Raw genomic sequence first — 17,458 nt, 5'->3', positions numbered from 1 at the left:
GCTAGCCCCGCTTGATGCGCGGGTCGATCGCGGCTTGCGCGATATCGACCATCAGATTGAGAAAGACGAAGAACAGCGCCAGGATCAGGATCGTGCCCTGGAGCAGCGGCAGGTCGCGCTGGAAGATCGCCGAATTGAGCAGGAAGCCCGAGCCCGGCCAGGAGAACACGGTCTCGATCAGGATCGAGCCGCCGAGCATGTAACCGAGCTGAAGTCCCATCACCGCGAGCGCGGTGGGCGCGGCGTTCTTGATGACGTGGCGGAACACGCCGCGCTCATGCAGGCCTTTTGCACGCAGCGCCTCGACGAAGTCCTGGCTGAGGATGTCGCCGGTCAGCGCGCGCACCGTGCGGGTGACGATGCCCATCGGGATCACCGAGGTCGTGATCGCCGGCAGCACGAGATATTGCAAATGCGCCCAGTCCCAGGCCCAGGCGGCCGAGCCGCCGGGTCCGGCGCCGACGGCGGGCAGCCAGTTCAGCTGGACCGAGAAGATGATGACGAGCACCATGCCGAGCCAATAATGCGGCACCGAAACGCCAGCGATGGCAAACGACGTCGCCAGCTTGTCGATCCAGGTCTCGCGGAAATAGCCGGCGATCAGGCCGAGCAGGACGCCCATCGTGAAGCCGATGATCGCCGCCGCGATCGCCAGCGTGACGGTGTTGCTGACCGCGCGCATGACCTCGGCGAGCACCGGGCGGCCCGTGGCGATGGAATTGCCGAGATCGCCATGAAGCGCGCGGAGCAGCCAAAGCCCGAACTGCACCGGCAGCGGGCGGTCGAAACCATAGGCGGTGCGGAGCTGCGCGGCGAGCTCCTGCGAAGCGTCGGCCGGCAGCACGGCGACGAGCGGATCGCCCGGCGTGATGTGCACGAGCAGAAAACACACCAGCGCGACGCTGATGACGATCGGGACGACGTAGACGATGCGTCTGGCGATATAGGCGAGCACGTTGTTTCTTTTCTTCCCTTCTCCCCTTGTGGGAGAAGGTGGCGCGAAGCGCCGGATGAGGGGTTGTATCCCCGGATGCAGTGTTAACGAATAAGAGAGCGTCTCTCGCGGAGAGAGACCCCTCACCCGGCTTCGCTTCGCGAAGCCACCCTCTCCCGCAAGGGGAGAGGGTGCACTGAGCAAGCCGAGAGAATTACTGCAACGACACCAGCGAGAAGTCGATGAACCAGCTCTTCGGCTGCACGACGCCTGTCACCTTCGGGCTGATGGCGCGCGGGCCAACGTCGTGGGCGACGTAGAGGAAAGCTGCGTCGTCGACGGAGGCCGCGTGCAGTTCGGCGAGCGCGGCGTCACGCGCGGCGGGATCGAAGGTCTGCCGCGCCTTCTTCACCAGCTCGTCGAATTTGGGATTGTTGATGAAACCCCAATTGTTCGAGACTGGCGGAGCCATGCCCGATTGCAGGAAGCGCACCAGCGCGAAAAACGGATCCATCGCCGCGTAGGTGACGTTGGTTGCGTTCGAGCCGTTGGCGCTCGGATCCTTGGCGCCGCGGCGCCAATTGGTGAACAGCGTATTCCATTCGATGACGTCGAGCTGCACGTCAAAATAGCATTCGGCCAGCGCCTGCTGCAGATATTCGTTCATCGGCAGCGGCTGCATCTGGCCCGAGCCGGACGCCGAGGTCTGGGTCTTCACCGTCAGCTTCTTGTTCGGGCCGAAGCCTGCCTCCTGCATCAGCTTCTGCGCAGCCACCTTGTCGTACTTGATCTCGAAGGTCGGCTTGCCGCGCCAGGGATGGCCGGCCTCGAAGGTGCCGGTCGCGGGCACCATCAACCCCGCGAGCAGGCCGTCCTTGAGGCCTTCGCGATCGACGCAGAGGTTCGCGGCCTTGCGCACGCGGATATCGTTCCAGGGCGAGCCCTCCACGCGCGAGAACTGCCACGGCCAGACGTGCGGCTGCTCGTTCGCGTAGAGCTTGAAGCCGCGCTGCTTCAATTCAGGCAACGCATCCGGCGCCGGCGCCTCGACCCAATCGACCTGCCCGGAAAGCAGCGCCGCAGTGCGCGCATTCGCTTCCGGCATCGGCAACAGCACCATCTTGTCGACTTTCGGCACGCGGTCCTTGTTCCAGTAGCCCGCATTCTTGACCAGCTCCAGCCGCTCGCGCGGCGTGAACGCGGCCATCTTCCACGGGCCGGTGCCCGCGGTGTCCTTGGCGAACGCGGTCCAAGCCGCCTGCGACTTGGCCTTGGCGTCGGCGCCCTCCGCCTTGTCGTAGAAATGCTGCCACTTCGCCGGGCTCGCCATGAAGAGGTTGGTGAGGTTGATCGGCAAAAAGCTGTCGGGCTCCTTGGTGGTGAGCTCGACCGTCATGTCGTCGACCTTCTTCGCGGATGCCAGCGTCGGCATGCGCGAGGCCGTGACGCCGACCTGGCTGGCGTCGAATTGCGGCGCGTCCTGCTTCAGCACCTTCTCGACATTCCAAACCACGGCGTCCGCATTGAACGGCGAGCCGTCATGGAAGGTGACGCCCGGCCGCAGCTTGAAAGTCCATTTGGTCTTGTCGGCATCGTCGACCTTCCACTCGGTGGCAAGGCCGGGGATCACCACGCTCGCCTTGTCGGCCGAGGACAGGTCCCAGCCGGTGAGCGCGTCATACATGGTGAGGCCGGTGAAGCGGTTGCCTTCAAAACCCTGATCGGGCTGGCCCAGCGTGCGCGGAATATCGGCAGCCGTCATGGCGATGCGCAACACGGTTTCGGCACTTGCGGAGCGCGGCCACGCAGCCGCGCTACTGAGCGCCAGCAACGCGATCAGCGCCGCGCGGGTCTTGTTCTTATTGATAAGCATTGACTCAATCCTTTTCCGGCTTCGATGACTAATTTTGATGCAATCGTATGCAATGCCTATGCCAATGGGGAAACTTATTCTGCAAATTGCCCCTGCGACGACAAGTCCTTGTGATGACGCCTCGGTGAAAGCACCTTGCTGCCTATTCTGGCATCAAGATTGCAGGTTTGGCTCCGATTGTCCTTGAAGCCTTCCCTGGAGCTTTGGCCCATGCGTATCCGACTATCGACCTGTTTCGCCGTGCTTGCACTGGCGTTGTCCGCGATTCCCGCGGGCGCCGAGACGGTGCTGCGCTACGGCATCTCGATGGCGGACATCCCGCTGACGACCGGCCAGCCCGATCGCGGCGCCGGCGCCTATCAGTTCACGGCCTACACCATCTACGATCCGCTCGTGGCGTGGGAGATGGACGTCGCCGACCGCCCGGGAAAGCTGGTGCCGGGACTGGCCACCGAGTGGAAAGTCGATGACGAGAACAAGACCAAATGGCGCTTCACCTTGCGCAAGGGCGTGAAGTTTCACGACGGCAGCGAGTTCGACGCCGATGCCGTGATCTGGAATCTGGACAAGGTGCTCAACGACAAGGCGCCACAATTCGACAAGCGTCAGAGCGCGCAGGTCAAGACCCGCCTGCCTTCGGTCGCGAGCTACGCCAAGATCGACGACTCCACCGTGGAGATCACCACCAAGACGGTCGATTCCTTCTTTCCCTATCAGATGCTGTGGTTCCTGGTGTCGAGCCCGACGCAATACGAAAAGCTCGGCAAGGATTGGGACAAGTTCGCGAGCCAGCCTTCGGGGACGGGCCCGTTCAAATTGACCAAACTGGTGCCGCGCGAGCTCGCCGAGCTGACCAAGAATCCCGATTATTGGAACAAGAAGCGCATTCCCAAGGTCGACAAGCTCGTGCTGGTGCCGATGCCGGAAGCGCTGACGCGCACCAATGCGCTGCTCGCCGGACAAGTCGATCTGATCGAGACGCCGGCGCCGGATGCCGTGCCGCAGCTCAAGGCCGCCGGCATGAAGCTCGTCGACAACGTCACGCCGCATGTCTGGAATTATCATCTGAGCGTGCTGCCGGGTTCGCCGTGGACCGACATCCGCCTGCGCAAGGCGCTGAACCTCGCGATCGATCGTGAAGCCGTGGTGGGCCTGATGAATGGGCTTGCGAAACCCGCCAAGGGACAGGTCGATCCGTCGAGCCCCTGGTTCGGCAAGCCGAGCTTCGAGCTGAAATACGATGTCGCCGCGGCGAAGAAGCTGGTCGAGGAAGCCGGCTACTCCAAGGCGAAGCCGCTGAAGGCGACCTTCATCATCGCACAGGGCGGCACCGGCCAGATGCTGTCGCTGCCAATGAACGAATTTTTGCAGCAGAGCTTCAAGGAGATCGGCATCGACATCGATTTCAAGGTGGTCGAGCTCGAGACACTATATACGCACTGGCGCAAGGGCGCGGCCGACGAGATGAACGCCGGCATCACCGCCAACAACATCGCCTATGTCACCTCGGACCCGCTCTACGCCATCGTCCGCTTCTTTCATTCGAGCCAGATCGCGCCGGTCGGCGTCAACTGGGGTGGCTACAAGAATCCGAAGGTCGACGCGCTGATCGACGAGGCCAAGCAGACCTTCGACAGCACCAAGCAGGACGAGCTGCTGGCGCAGGCGCACGCGCTGATCGTCGACGATGCCACGCTGGTGTGGGTGGTGCACGACACCAACCCGCATGCGCTGTCGCCCAAGGTCAAGCAGTTCGTGCAGGCGCAGCACTGGTTCCAGGACCTCACGACGATCGGGGCGGAGTGAGGCTCAAGGCCGGCGGCACTCAGCTTCCGCAAACACACCGTCGTCCTGGCGAAAGCCAGTACCCATAACCACCGAATTCGTTTGGCGAAGATTGGTGGTTGGCCGCTCGCCGTAACAACTTCTCCCTGGGGCAATGGGTCCTGGCGTTCGCCAGGACGACAGCGAGTGTGTGGTTAGCTTCAAACCACACATCTGCCCCCTACTTCGTCAGCAGCGCATAGGCCCCGGTCCAACCCTCCGGCGGTGGGTTGACCTGGAATTCCTTGATGCGCACTTCGTAGAGCTTGAACAGCTTTTCCAGAGTGTCGGCATCCTCGCTCCTGCGGCCGCGCTCGATCGCGTCCAGCGCGCCCTGCCAGTCGCGGCTGCGATAGCAGGCGAGCATTTCGATGGTGACGTTGCGCAGGCGCTGGAAGGCGCCCGAATGCATCACGTCCGCGCGGCCGGCGATGGCGTAGATCACTTCCGGCTCGGTCTTGCCCTTGACCATGATGAAGTCGAGCTCGAGAATCGCGAACTTGTCCTTGGCGGCGAGCGCGGTGCGGGAGCCAACGATGATCGGAAAGCCGTATTCTTTCGACTGGCCTTCCAGGCGCGAGGCCAGGTTGACGCTGTCGCCGAGCACCGAATAGTTCTTCTTCAGGTCGGAGCCCATGTTGCCGACCACGCCGATGCCGGTGTTGAGACCGATACCGACGTTGAGCGGGATGTAGACGTGGCCGCCATCGACGGCTTCCTGCTCGCGGTCCTTGTTCACCGCGTCGATCTTCTCCAGCATCTGGATCGCGGCCTCGCAGGCGTTGACCTCGTGCTCGGCATCGTCGAGCGGCGCGTTCCAGAACGCCATGATGGCGTCGCCCATATATTTGTCGATATAGCCCTTCTGATCGATGATCACGTCGGTCAGCGGAGTCAGGAAGCGGTTCATCAGCGCGATCAGGCCCTGCGGATCGTGCTTGTAGGTTTCCGAGATGGTGGTGAAGCCGCGCACGTCGGAGAACATGATCGTCATTTCGCGCTCCTCGCCGCCGAGGACGAGCTTTTCCGGTGACTGCGCGAGTTGCTCGACCAGCACCGGCGACATGTATTGCGCGAACATGCCGCGAATCTGCACGCGCTGCCGCTGCTCGCGCACGAAGCTGGCAAAGATCAGCGTCAGATAGATCGCCGTGGTCGAGAGCAGCGGATAGGTGAAATCGATCAGATAGCGGTATTGCACGTAAAAGAACCAGGACACTCCGATCAGGATCGCGGCGAAGGTCGCGCCGGCAAGCACGAGGCGGACCGGTCCGAGGTTCGGCGTGAAGATGATGACGAGCAAGCCGATGATGAGCGCGGCGAGCAGCTCGACGCCGAGCGCGTAGTTCGGCTGGGATATTACCGCGCCGCTCAGCACGCTCTCCAGCACCTGCGCATGGATCTCGACGCCCGGCATGGTCGAGGACACCGGCGTGGTCTTGATGTCATTGAGCCCAACCGCGGAGGTGCCGATCAGCACCAGCTTGCCGGCGATCTTGTTCGGCGGCACGGTATTGTCGAGCACGTCGGCAGCCGAGACGTAGATCGAGGGATCCTGGCGCGCATAATGCACCCACAGCTGACCGTTCCTGTCGGTTGGGATCTCCACGCCCTTGAGACGCACGGCCCGCACGCCGGTCTTGTCGGTCCGAACCAGCAGCGTCGGCGTGCCCGTGACGACGCGCAAAATCTCGAGGCTGAGCGAGGGCATGACCATGCCCTGGGCGCGCATGATCATCGGCACGCGTCGGATCAGGCCGTCGCGCTCGGTCTTGATCGAGAACAGGCCGCGGCCGGCCGCGACCTTCTCGATCTCGGGCACGTTGCGCAACAGCCCGGGAAATTCGAACAGGAAGCGCTCGGCGCCCTCCTCGCCGACCGTTGCGACGCCGGTAAAGGGCAGCGTCTTGTCGACCTCGGACGAAATCGCCCGCTGCCCGGTCTCGCCCAGGATCACGCGCGAGCGCTTGACCGCTTCGGCGAGGATCTGGTCGTTGCTCGGCAGCTCGCGCAGCTTGGCGCGGGTGGCGTCGTCCAGATACCGCATTTGGCTGGCGACCAGATCCGGATTGAGCCGATCGGCTTCCGAGAATACGACGTCGAAGCCGATTGCGACCGCGCCGTGACTGGTGAGGTTCTGGATCAGGTCGGCGATTCGCGTCCGCGGCCACGGCCACTGGCCGAGCTTGGCGAGGCTCTTGTCGTCGATGTCGACGATGGTGACCGGCCGCACCGTCTTGTGACGCGGATCGATCAACTGAAACATGTCGAAGGTGCGCAGCCGCAGTTCCTGGATCGGCGGCGGATCCCAGAGGCGAGCGCCGGCAAACACGACGAGCAGCGCAAGGCACATCAGCCGCGCAAATCCCAACTTCCGCGCAAACCACCGCCGCAGGATCTTGAGACGTTTCATTTCAATAGGACTTCCTGCCTTGCATCACGCCATGCGCACTGATCATGCAGCGCCGGAACGCGATTGGCCATTCCCTGGCGGTGGAGGATTATGGATTTTTGCCGCGGTCAAGGCGCGTGCCGCAGGCGAGCCCCGGCCGAGATTAGGTGATATGGAAGATGAAATCGCTGCCCTTGAGGTTGGCGGCAATCACGTTCGTCAGCAGCAGCGACTCGTGCTCGGTGACCGGCGCCCCCTCCAGAGCGTTTACCTGCTGCTGCCAGGTGACCAGCGTGTCGTCGGTGCCCTGCTGCTGGGCAATCGTGAGACTGCCGATGGAGCTGATATCCGAGAACTGCCGCAGGTCGATCTTGTCGAGACCCTCGGTAAAATCGGTGATGCTGTGCGAGAAATCAGTGACGGGATGCCCGTTATCGTCATACCCGATCGCACCCGGCGCGAACACGAACTGATCCTTGGCGTCGCCGCCGGTCAGCGTGTCGTTGGTGTCAGTCGCGAAGATGACGTCCTTGCCGCTGGTGCCCTGCAGCGTGATGCCATGGCTGGTGTCGCCAGCCTCGTTGAAGATGAAGTTGACGGTGTCGAACAGGCCCGTGGTCTTGTCCGTCACCGTCAGCGTGATCTGGTCGGTTTCGGGCGGGGTGGCTCCTGGAATGTAGGTGACGCCATCGGCGAGGGCCGAGTTGATATCGTCGAGGTTGCCGCAAGCCGTCCCCGGATCAACGCTGCTGTGCGGATCATGCCCGGTTACAGCCGTGATCCTGAAATCATCGGCCGCGGCGCCAGAATCGGTATCGACGACCGAGAGACCGGTGATGGTATCGGTATTGTCTTCGTTGTTGTGCCAGACCTGGAAGCTCTCGGTGTTGATGACCGGGCCGCCGTCGTGGCCGACGTTGAAGGACACCGTCGCGGTCGAAGTCTTGGCGCCGGCAGCGATCGTATAGGTGAAGCTGTCTGCGCCGAAATAGTCCGTGGCCGGCGTATAGGTGATGACGTTGCCATTGAGCGTGACCGTGCCGCCATGGACGCTTTGACCGGAGAGGTCGCCGACCGAAGTGACGGTGATGGGATTGCCCGCGGAATCGGTATCGTTGGCCAACAGTTGCGCCGTGGTCAGCGTGGTCCCAACATTCTCCTTGAATGCGACCTGACCGCCTTGGCCACCCCATTCCTCTATGACGTACCGGCCGCCCGCGTCGCCTGGTGCATCATTCCAGCCACCGTTCGCGGCATCGTCGACGCCTTCAATATGGACGTACTGCGTGCTCGACCCAAAACCGCCGTTCGGCTCGCTGCTATCGAGACGCCAATGCGTGTAGCCGAATGCCGAGCCCGACTCGGGACCGGTCAGCCAGGAGAAATGGGCGCCGGTACCGTCGGTATCGTCAGTGCTTCCGCCGCCAATCCAGGCGCGGTAGCCCAGGGAAAGCCCCTGGACGATATCCTGCTCGCCCTGGCTGGTGATGGTAGCCAGATAGGCTCCGTCGGATTCAGCCTGCGTCTTCGCGCCGCCCCAACTCAGCTCGGTGGTCACGAGCCGGTAGTAGTGACCGTTGTCGGTGTCGAGCATCCAGCCTGCATCGGCCGAAGGCGGCGTCGCGTTGTCCAGCGTGTCGCCGTTCGCAACCAGCACATCCGGCGGAACCGTAACATCGATGCTGACCGAAGCGGCCTGGTCCGACACCGGCGTGGTGCCGCCATGGCCGATGCCGACGCTCGTGATATCGATCGAGACCGGGGAGCCGGCGCTGATCCCACCGGTGTAGGTGTCGTCGAGCGCATGGACGTCGAGCGAGCCGGGCGTGCCGCTGAAGCCGGTGGCCGGGACAAAGCGGACCAGCGTATCGGTGCTCAGCACGAGCGCATTCGTGTCGCTGACGCCGGCAATGTCGACCCACTGGTCGGAGCCGGCGATTTCGTACTGCCAGACTCCCTGATCCGAATTGGCGTTGTCTGCGCTAACCGCGACCGCCTGGAAGCTCGCGCCGTCGTCGGCGTCGTGGAACTTGCCGGCGAAGAGATCGCCGACTGCGGAGCCAGCCGGATCTCTGTTATCTCCACTGACCGAGGCCAGCGTCGCGTCACCCAGAGTCGGTGCATCGTTGCTGCCGGCGATGTTGAAAGTGAGGACGCCGTTGCCGATGCCGGTTGGCGTGTGGCTGTCGTCGGGCGTGATCGTGTACTGCAGCGACAGCGTGTGGCCGGCGGCAAGAAAGTCGAAGGTCTCGCTGCCTGAATTGAAGTCCCACGTAAACGTGGTGTGGGTGGCGGCGCCATCGAGAATGTCCCCGGGCTGCACGGCGAGATAGTTGAGCAGCGTCGCGCTCGAGGGCTCGCCGACATAGCCGGTCTGGAGCACATCGTCCAAATAGATATCGAGATGATCGACCGCGACCGTGACGTGATCGGTGGTGTCGAGATCGGAAACCGTCAGCGTACCATGCTTCACCAGTTGCGTATTCGTCTCGAGCAGGTCCGCGCCGGAATGGTCGTTCGTTTCCGTCGTGATCGCAGGCGCATCGTTCTTGCCGGTGATCGTGATCGTGACGTCGGTTGTGCCGGTCTTGCCCTGGTGGTCATCAAGGGTGACGGTGGAGACTACCTTGGCGCTCTGGTTCTCGCCGAGGAAATCCAGCGCGCCGTCGGCGATCGAATAGCTCCAGGTGGCCGTGCCGTTATTCTTGCCGGTCTGCGGCAGAAGGGTCAGGGCGTGTTCGAGCGCGGCTTCCTGGCCCGTCAGCGTCAACGGAGTCGTGCCGTCGGTATCGAGCCAGGTCACGGATTGACCTGTGATCTCCGCCGTCGGCCGATCGGTGAGATCGACGTCCTTGAAATCGATCGAGCCGGTCGCGGCAGTGGGTGTCGGGTCGAGTGCCGAAGAGCCGGTGGTGTTCTCGCGTTCGGGGACGGTCGCGGTCAACGTTGCCGTTGCCGTATCGAACACCGGCTTGTCGTCGTCCGAATTGATCGTGATCAGCGTGCCGCCATGGCCGTCGTCGCTGCCGGCGAAATGATAATTGCTATAGTCGACGCCGGCGGCGAGTTTCAGCGTAATCGTATGGTTGTGGGCGTCGCTCACCACGAGCTCGCCGGCCGCGGCGTTATAGGTCGCCGACGTGCCGTCATCATAAACAATACTCGACAGATCGATCGTATCGTGCGCGGACAACGCCGCGATCGATCCGCCGAAGGTCGACGCATCGATCCGAAGATGGGCGCCGTCGCCGTCGAGCGTGACCGTTTGCGTGGCCGTCACCGTGCCCTCGAGCTTCAGCCAAGCGCCGGCATCGACGGTAACCGAGCCGGTACCTGACAGCGAGCCGAACAGCGTCAGCGTCCCCTGATGGACCTCGATGCTGCCGGCATTCGCGATGGTGCCCGTGATCGACGCCGTGCCCCAGCTATCGATGGTCGCGTAATTCGCGATGCTCAGCCCGGTCCCGGAAATCGAGGCGCCATGCAGATCGATGTCCCCGTGGTTGACGATCGACGACGCATTGCCGAAGACGCCCGTGCCGGCGAGCGTCCAGGTGCCGCCCAGCTCGTTGTTGAACGTCGCGGTAGCAACCGAGATATTGCCGTTGATGTGGCCGGCATTGTTGATCGTGATGGCGCCGCCGGTCTCGACGATGGCGTAGGTCGCGGCGGTCACAGTCGAGGCGACGGCTGGTCCGATCGTTCCGGTGGCGGAATTGTCGATCTGCGCGATGCCGGTCGTGTTCTCCTGGATGAAGATCGCCGCATGGGCGCTCGGGGCCACGATCGATCCGGTATTGGTGATATGGGTCGAGCCGGTCGCGCCCATTTCGTTCTGCGTCACACTGATGCCGGCGAGGCTCGTGCTGGTGATACCGCCGTGATTGACGATGGTGACGTCGCCGCTGCCGTTGGCGATGGCAGACACGCCGACCGCACCGATGGCGGAGCCATTATTGGTGACGCTGACGGCGCCGCCACCGTGATCGAAGGCGCCGATCGCGGTACCGGCGGCCGTAATCGAGGAGGTCGCGCCGGTCGTGACCGTGAGGTTGCCGGCACCCCAGGTAAACGCCTCAATGCCGTAGCCCGCATCGGCGATAATCGTTGCATCGCTCGTGACGGTGACGTCGCCCTTGACCGCATTCGAGAACGTGCCGGTCCCGCCGGGCTTGTAGCCGGCGATGATCCCGCCGGGAGTGGTGCCGTCGTTATTCGAGGTCGAGCCGGAGTGGATCGTGCCATGGGCCTCGACGGAGATCGTGCTGCCGAGGCCGCCAGCGATCGCAGTGGCGTAGTTGACCGCCACGATGCCGGTGCTGCCGGACGTGATGCTGTCGCCGTTCGCCATGGTAACGCTGACGTCGCCCGCATCGATACTGTAAGCCCTGATGCCGTAGCTCGTCGCACCCGAGATCGTAACATTTTCGCCAAGCGTAACCGTCACGTCGCCAGTGCCGCCGCTCAATGCCGAGGCGTTGATGCCGACGCTTTGGGTACCGGAGACCGAAATCGTGGTCCCGGCGAAGCTGGTCACCCTGACGTCGCCATTGCCGTAATTGTAGGCGTCGATGCCATAGCCCGCCGCGGCGGTGATGTTGGCGTGATTGCTGATGGTGACGGTGCCGTTGACGTTGGTATTGGCGGTCGATCCGGTCGTGGCACCGGTGTAGCCGGCCTGGATGCCCGCCGGCGTGTTACCGCTCTGGTTCAGGCTGCTGCCGGAATTGATCGTGCCGTAGGTCGTGACGGTGATGGTGCTGCCGTCCGACACGTCGATCGAATCTGCTCGATTGACCGCGATGATGGCGGAGCTGCCCGACGTGACGACGCTGCCGGCCTCGGTCGTGACGGTCTCGCTGCCACTGCCATAGCTGCGCGCACGGATACCGTAGACGGAGCTGCCGGTGATGGTACCGCCGGCGTCAATGGCGATGTCGCCGTTGCCCTGCGTGGTCGCGTCGACGCCGTATGCGCCGCCGACAGCGCCGCCGAGCTGGGTGATCGAAATGCCGCCGGCGCTGGCGCTGTTCAAATTCTCGACGAGAACGCCGACCGAATTCGCGCCGGTGCCCGTCGCCTTGCCGGTGAGATTGTTGACAGTGATATCGCCAGCGCCGGTCGCGCTGTCGCGCAGCCAGATGCCGTGGCCGGCGAGGCCCTTGATGTCGCCGGTCGCCGTGAACGAGATATCGCCGGTACCGTTCTGGGTGATTGCGACGCCATTGGCCGCGCCCGTCAGTGCACCGGTGGGCGTGAGAACGATGTCGGCGGGCGCTGCTGATGTGCCGCCCGATGCGGTGAAGTCGAGTGCATCGCCGCTCGATGCCGTGATATCGGCCGCGCCCTTGATCGTGAACGTGCCGGCTTGCGTCGACTGGCCGGTAATGGTGCCGGTGAAGCTCTGGCCCGCCACCTTGTCGAGTTGCAGCGTGTCGACACCGCCGGCAAAGGCAATGGTCTGCGCCGTCGCCCCCGCGAGCTCGAGCGTCGCGCTGTTATCGATGGTCACCGAGCCGACACCGCTGAGGCCCCCGGCAAGGTTGAGCGTGCCGGCTTGGACTTCGATGGCGCCGGTGTTCGTGACCATTGCCGAAACGGTATTGGAGCCGGATACGCTGTAGAGATTGCCGGCATTGCTCAGGCTGCCGCCATTGATCGAAACGTCGGACAGATAGAGCTTCGAACTTCCGTCGACCGCAATCGTCCCGCCGGAATTGGTCACGATGACGCTCGCAAGCTTCAGCGTGCCGCCGTGGACCGCCATGATATCGGCGGAGTTGACGATCAGGTCACCGGAAATATCGAGTTCACCGCCATTCGCCTGAATCAGATTGTGATTGGTGATGGTGTGGAGGATGGCCGGATCAATCGTCAGGGTGCCGCTGGTGACCGTGATCGTGCCGGTGTTGGTGATGTCGGCGTTGTTGATCGCGCTCGTGCCGGTCGATACCAGCGTACCGGCAATCGTCACCGTACCGCCGTCAATGGTCGCGCCCTGGAGATCGAGTATCGAGCCGGACTCGACCGAGACATGACCGCTGCCGGTGTCGGTCACCGTCATCCCGATCAGCTTCAGTGTCCCGTGATTGATCGCCGCCAACGTGCCGGTGTTTGCGACGGCTTCGCCGTTGATGTCGAGCTCGGCGCCATTGGCCCGGAGGATGCCGTCATTCGCGATCGAGCTTGCGGAGGTCGTCGCCAGCAGCGTCAAGGCGCCCAGGGTTGCCTCGATCAGATAGTTGTTCGAGATATTGGCGTCGGTAATCGCAGTTGTGCCGGTCGAATTCAGCGTGCCCGAAACGGTGAGCGCGCCACCTGTCAGGCTCGCACCGTTCAATGTCAGCTTGCTGCTTGCATCGACCTTGACCGTGCCGTGATTGGCGATTGCGGTGCCCGCAACTGTCACGTCATCCAGCGTCAGGATGACGCCGCTCTCAACCGTCACGGCAGTGGTGCTCAGCGTCGCTGATTTATCGATCTTGCTACTGCCAATGACATCGATCGTGCCGGTGCCGTTGACGGCCCCGCCCGAAATCTCCGTGCCGGACAGTGTCAGCGTCTGGCCGCCGTCAACAGTCACCGCGCCGGTATTGGTCACGACGTCGTTGAGCAGCGTCGCAGCGCCGGCGATCTCCAGCAGGCCGGTATTGGCGACCGCGCCACCCTGGATGCTGGCGCCGTCTTTGAGCTTGACGGTGTTGTCGAGCTCGATGCCGCCATTGTCCGTGATCGCCGAGCCCGACACCGTGATGCCGTCCAGCGTTAACTGGGCATTGGCGCTAACTGTGGCCGTGCTCAGCGTCGCGCCGCCGTCGATCTTGCTGGCACCAGTGACATCGATCGTGCCGAGACCGTCGATCGTACCGCCGCTGATCGTGGCGCCATTGATCGTCAGCTTGCCGTTGGCGTCCACCGTGACGTTGCCGGCATTCGCAATCGTCGAGCCCTGGTCGATCGTCAGTGCGCCGTTCGCCAGCACTTCGATCGTGCCAGTGCTCGCATTCGTGATCGTCTCATGGTCCAGCGCGTTGCCGGTGCCGCTGACCTTGAAGACCGCGTTGTTGTTCAGGATGCCGCCGCTCAGCACCGCAGCGCCGGTCAGGTCGATCTCGCCGTTGCCGGTGACCGTGCCGGTGCCGCTGATCGTGGCGCCGTTCACCGTTAACTTGCCGTTGGCATCGACCGTGATGTTGCCGGTATTGGCGACAGTTGAACTCTGGTCAACCGCCAGCGCACCGTTCGCCAGCACTTCGATCGTGCCAGTGCTCGCATTCGTGACCGTCTCATGGTCCAGCGCGTTGCCGGTGCCGCTGACCTTAAAGGCCGCATTGTTGTTCAGGATGCCGCCGCTCAGCACCGCAGCGCCGGTCAGATCAATCTCGCCGTTGCCCGTGACCGTGCCGGTGCCGCTGATCGTGGCGCCGTTCACCGTTAGCTTGCCGTTGCCATCGACCGTGACGTTGCCGGCATTCGCAACCGTCGAGCCCTGGTCGATCGTTAGCCAGCCATTCGCCAGCACCCTGATCGTGCCGCCGGAGGTGTTGGAGACGGTCTCATGGGCGAAATCCGCCGTGCCCTTGACGTTGACGGCTCCTGAATTGTTCAGCGTGCCGTCCTTGAGGACGCTGGTGCCGTCGAGTTCCAGCGTGCCGGCGATGGTGACCGTGCCGCCGCTGATGGTGGCGGTGTCGACGATCAGCGTCGTGCCGGCATCCGCCTTCAGCGTGCCACCGGCATTGTTAATTCCGGCCAAAGTCGTCAGCGTGCCGCCGAACAGCTCGATCGTGCCGGAATTGATGATCGTGGTGCCCTCGGCGAAATCGCCGCCGCCCTTGAGCGTTAGATAGCCGGCGTTGGTGAGCACGCTACTGTCCAGGAACTCGGCCTTGCCACCAACCGAGATCGTGCTTGCCGTGAAATTGGTGAGCTTTGAATCGGCCTTGAGGCTGACCTCGCCCGCAATCGTCAACGCACTCTTGTTGATGACTTCCGGTGCCGTGTGGCCGACCGTGGTGTCGTAGTCGTTCATCGTGATCGACTTGGCATAGGCAGCCGCGTCGATCGTCACCGGATAGGACGGCGTCAGCCCGTGCAATTGATCCGTGATGACGATGACGTCGTCATTGATGGTGGGGACCGTGCCGGTTTCCCAGTTGGCCGCGTCCTTCCAGAAGCCGCCGGAGGGAGCGCCGGCATGGTCGGTGGCGATCCACACCACGGCGGGAGCGTCGGTGCCGGTGATCGTGACGGTGATGGTCTGCTGCGAAGTGGCGCCTTGCGCGTCCTTGAGCGTCACGGTGTAGACCAGCGTCAGCACTTCACCCTTGGGGATGAAGTCGGCGAGATAGACCGGCAGGTCAGCCAGCGACCAATTGATGGTGCCGGTGCCGCTGCCCTTGCTGTCGGCGCCCGCCGCGATCGCGACCGACATCGCGCTCTGGAACGCCGCGAGCGGGCCCGGCGGAACGCTACCGTCAGGCAGGGTCGCGCTGGTCAGCTTGACCGCGACCGTGTGGGTGTCGGTGAGGTCGACATCCTTGAAGGTCAGCGTGCCCGAAGTCGGCACCTCGCTGGTGAGCGGGCCACCCGGCACGCTGGTGCCGCCTTCGAAGATGATGACCGGAACGCTGGTGGTGATCACCGGCTTGTCGTTGGTGCCGGTGATCGTGATGGTGATGTCGATGGTCGACGCTTCGGGATTGACCGAGAAATTATTGTTGACGCGGACCTTGTAGGTCAGCGTCAGCGTCTCACCCGCCGCGAGAAAGTCGAAGACGTGGTCGGGAATCGTGTAGGTCCAGACCGCCGAGCCGTGGTTGGTGTTGCCGCCATTGGCGACCACGTCGATGTTGATCAGCGTCGCAGCAATGTCCTGCTTCTGGAGCGCGGTGAGCGATCCGGTGACATCGTGCAGCCCGGCGTCCTTGTAGACGTAGTTGGGCGCGTCGGCGACGCTCATGCTCACAGTCGGCCGGTCGCCCAGGTTCTGGTCGTCGAAGGTGATCAGGCCGGAGATGGTATCGTAATGGGTTGTGTCGCCGGTCGTGTCCGCGCGCTCGGTCAGCGGGAACGCCTTCTGCACATTGCCATTGAGATCGAGGCTGCGCGCAAGGGGCGGGCCGGGAATGCGGGTGCTGGTCGCCGGATCATGGCCCGTCCCCGGCGATGTCGGCTCAGCGAGATGCGTGAAGGTCGCGGTCGCGGTGGCACCGGTATCCGTCTTGATGAAGACAATGTTGCCGGTCTGCGTGATCGAGTCGGTGAAGTTCTGGGTCAGCTTGGTGTTGCTGTTGTTGTCCGTGAACTTCAGCGTGAACACGTCTGTGATCAGCTTCTGGATGTCCGGCGACATCAGCGCATTGGAGATCGAGACGTTGCCGCCGCTGATCTGGATCATCTGGCCGGCCTGGTTGACCGTCGCGATCGGCAGCAGCGTGACCTTGTCGAACAGGATGTAGGAGCCCGTCGTGCCGTTCGGCTCGACCAGCACCTGGAAGCTCGCCTGCGGCTGCGGATCGCCGCCGCCGGCGGGAACGACGAAATTGATCTGGCTCAGCACCGCCGTGCCACGGATGCCCATGGTGGCGACCGGCGTGTCGACCTTCATGTCGCCGTGCTTGGCGGTCTCGCCGGCAACGAAAGTGATGGTGCCCGCGACCAGACTCAGCAGCGAGGAATTGTTCGACCCGTTGGGGTCGTAGACCATCTCGTTCAGCACCATCCGCGCATTGGAGGACAGGCCGAACACCGTGCCGTCGATGAACGTGATGCCGAGCGTCGAGTCGCCACCGGTCGAGACCACGTCGCCCTTCTCGACGTTGTCGCCGTTGTTCAGGATGACGGAGACGCCGTTACGGACCGCGGTCGCGCTGCCGGAGAGCTTGGTGACGTGGCCGATGACCTGCGCGGCGGCAATTCCGGAGGCGGCCTGCGCATATTGCACATGGCCGGTGAGTGCGTTGATGACGTCGCCGGTGAGGTGCGCGCCGTCGGGCGAGGCGATCGCCGCGCGCTTGTCGCCCCTGAAATAATCGTGAACGACGAAATCGTGCCCATCATGGGACAGCACGAGGTCGAGGCCGGCGCGCTTGAAATCGCCGTTGAAGATCAGGTTCGGGTCGGGAACGACGAACGCGCCATCAGGCACGTGACCGTGCGCCTTGGCGGTAAAGGAATCGACGTGGCCATCGGCGGGCGATCGGGAACCCAAGCCGTCCAAGGAAATCGCGGCGTCAAATTTGCCAGCGTAATTCAATCCGGGCACCAAAAAAGGAGTTAAAATCTAAGTAAGTATCGCTCGCCTAAACTTGCATATCATTACCAAGTCCTTAGCGAAACCACCTATTGCTTGTGTGATTTGGCATCACCAAGCGGTCGATGCGCTCAGGCGGCTGGGCGCCTGCAGAGAAGCCAAAGTAATTTTTGAAATACT

At 63.2% G+C, this 17,458-nt stretch carries 5 protein-coding genes; 1 reads left to right on the top strand and 4 read right to left on the bottom strand.

Going from position 1 to position 17,458, the window contains the following annotated elements; translation table 11 throughout:
- Position 1 precedes the first annotated feature (1 nt).
- Together IVA75_RS18780 and IVA75_RS18775 are read right to left on the bottom strand one after the other, a co-directional pair.
- Positions 2 to 955, bottom strand: coding sequence for an ABC transporter permease (locus IVA75_RS18780; RefSeq protein ID WP_247283278.1), 954 nt, complete (start codon positions 953 to 955; stop codon positions 2 to 4).
- A gap of 193 nt (positions 956 to 1,148) precedes the next feature.
- On the bottom strand, positions 1,149 to 2,807 hold the full coding sequence (locus IVA75_RS18775; RefSeq protein ID WP_247283276.1) for an ABC transporter substrate-binding protein: 1,659 nt from the start codon (positions 2,805 to 2,807) through the stop codon (positions 1,149 to 1,151).
- Positions 2,808 to 3,017: 210 nt separating this feature from the next.
- Between IVA75_RS18775 and IVA75_RS18770 the strand changes: the two genes are divergently transcribed.
- Positions 3,018 to 4,613 carry an ABC transporter substrate-binding protein gene (locus tag IVA75_RS18770; RefSeq protein ID WP_027570088.1) on the top strand — a complete coding sequence of 532 codons (1,596 nt, stop codon included), beginning with the start codon at positions 3,018 to 3,020 and terminating at the stop codon, positions 4,611 to 4,613.
- 199 nt (positions 4,614 to 4,812) lie between these two features.
- Here IVA75_RS18770 and IVA75_RS18765 read toward each other — a convergent pair whose 3' ends face one another.
- Positions 4,813 to 7,044, bottom strand: coding sequence for an adenylate/guanylate cyclase domain-containing protein (locus tag IVA75_RS18765; protein WP_247283275.1), 2,232 nt, complete (start codon positions 7,042 to 7,044; stop codon positions 4,813 to 4,815).
- Positions 7,045 to 7,186: 142 nt separating this feature from the next.
- Positions 7,187 to 17,236: an Ig-like domain-containing protein gene (locus IVA75_RS18760; RefSeq protein WP_247283273.1), complete on the bottom strand. Its 10,050-nt coding sequence runs from the start codon at positions 17,234 to 17,236 to the stop codon at positions 7,187 to 7,189.
- Positions 17,237 to 17,458 lie beyond the last annotated feature (222 nt).

Origin of the sequence: Bradyrhizobium sp. 134, assembly GCF_023074155.1 — a bacterium.
In the GTDB taxonomy this organism is placed as follows: Bacteria; Pseudomonadota; Alphaproteobacteria; order Rhizobiales; family Xanthobacteraceae; genus Bradyrhizobium.
This window is presented reverse-complemented; position numbering and strand designations above follow the sequence as displayed.

Excerpts from the sequence above, each read along its gene's own strand:
- IVA75_RS18770 (WP_027570088.1), top strand. The coding sequence starts at position 3,018 with ATGCGTATCCGACTATCGACCTGTTTCGCCGTGCTTGCACTGGCGTTG.
- IVA75_RS18775 (WP_247283276.1), bottom strand. The coding sequence starts at position 2,807 with ATGCTTATCAATAAGAACAAGACCCGCGCGGCGCTGATCGCGTTGCTG.
- IVA75_RS18765 (WP_247283275.1), bottom strand. The coding sequence starts at position 7,044 with ATGAAACGTCTCAAGATCCTGCGGCGGTGGTTTGCGCGGAAGTTGGGA.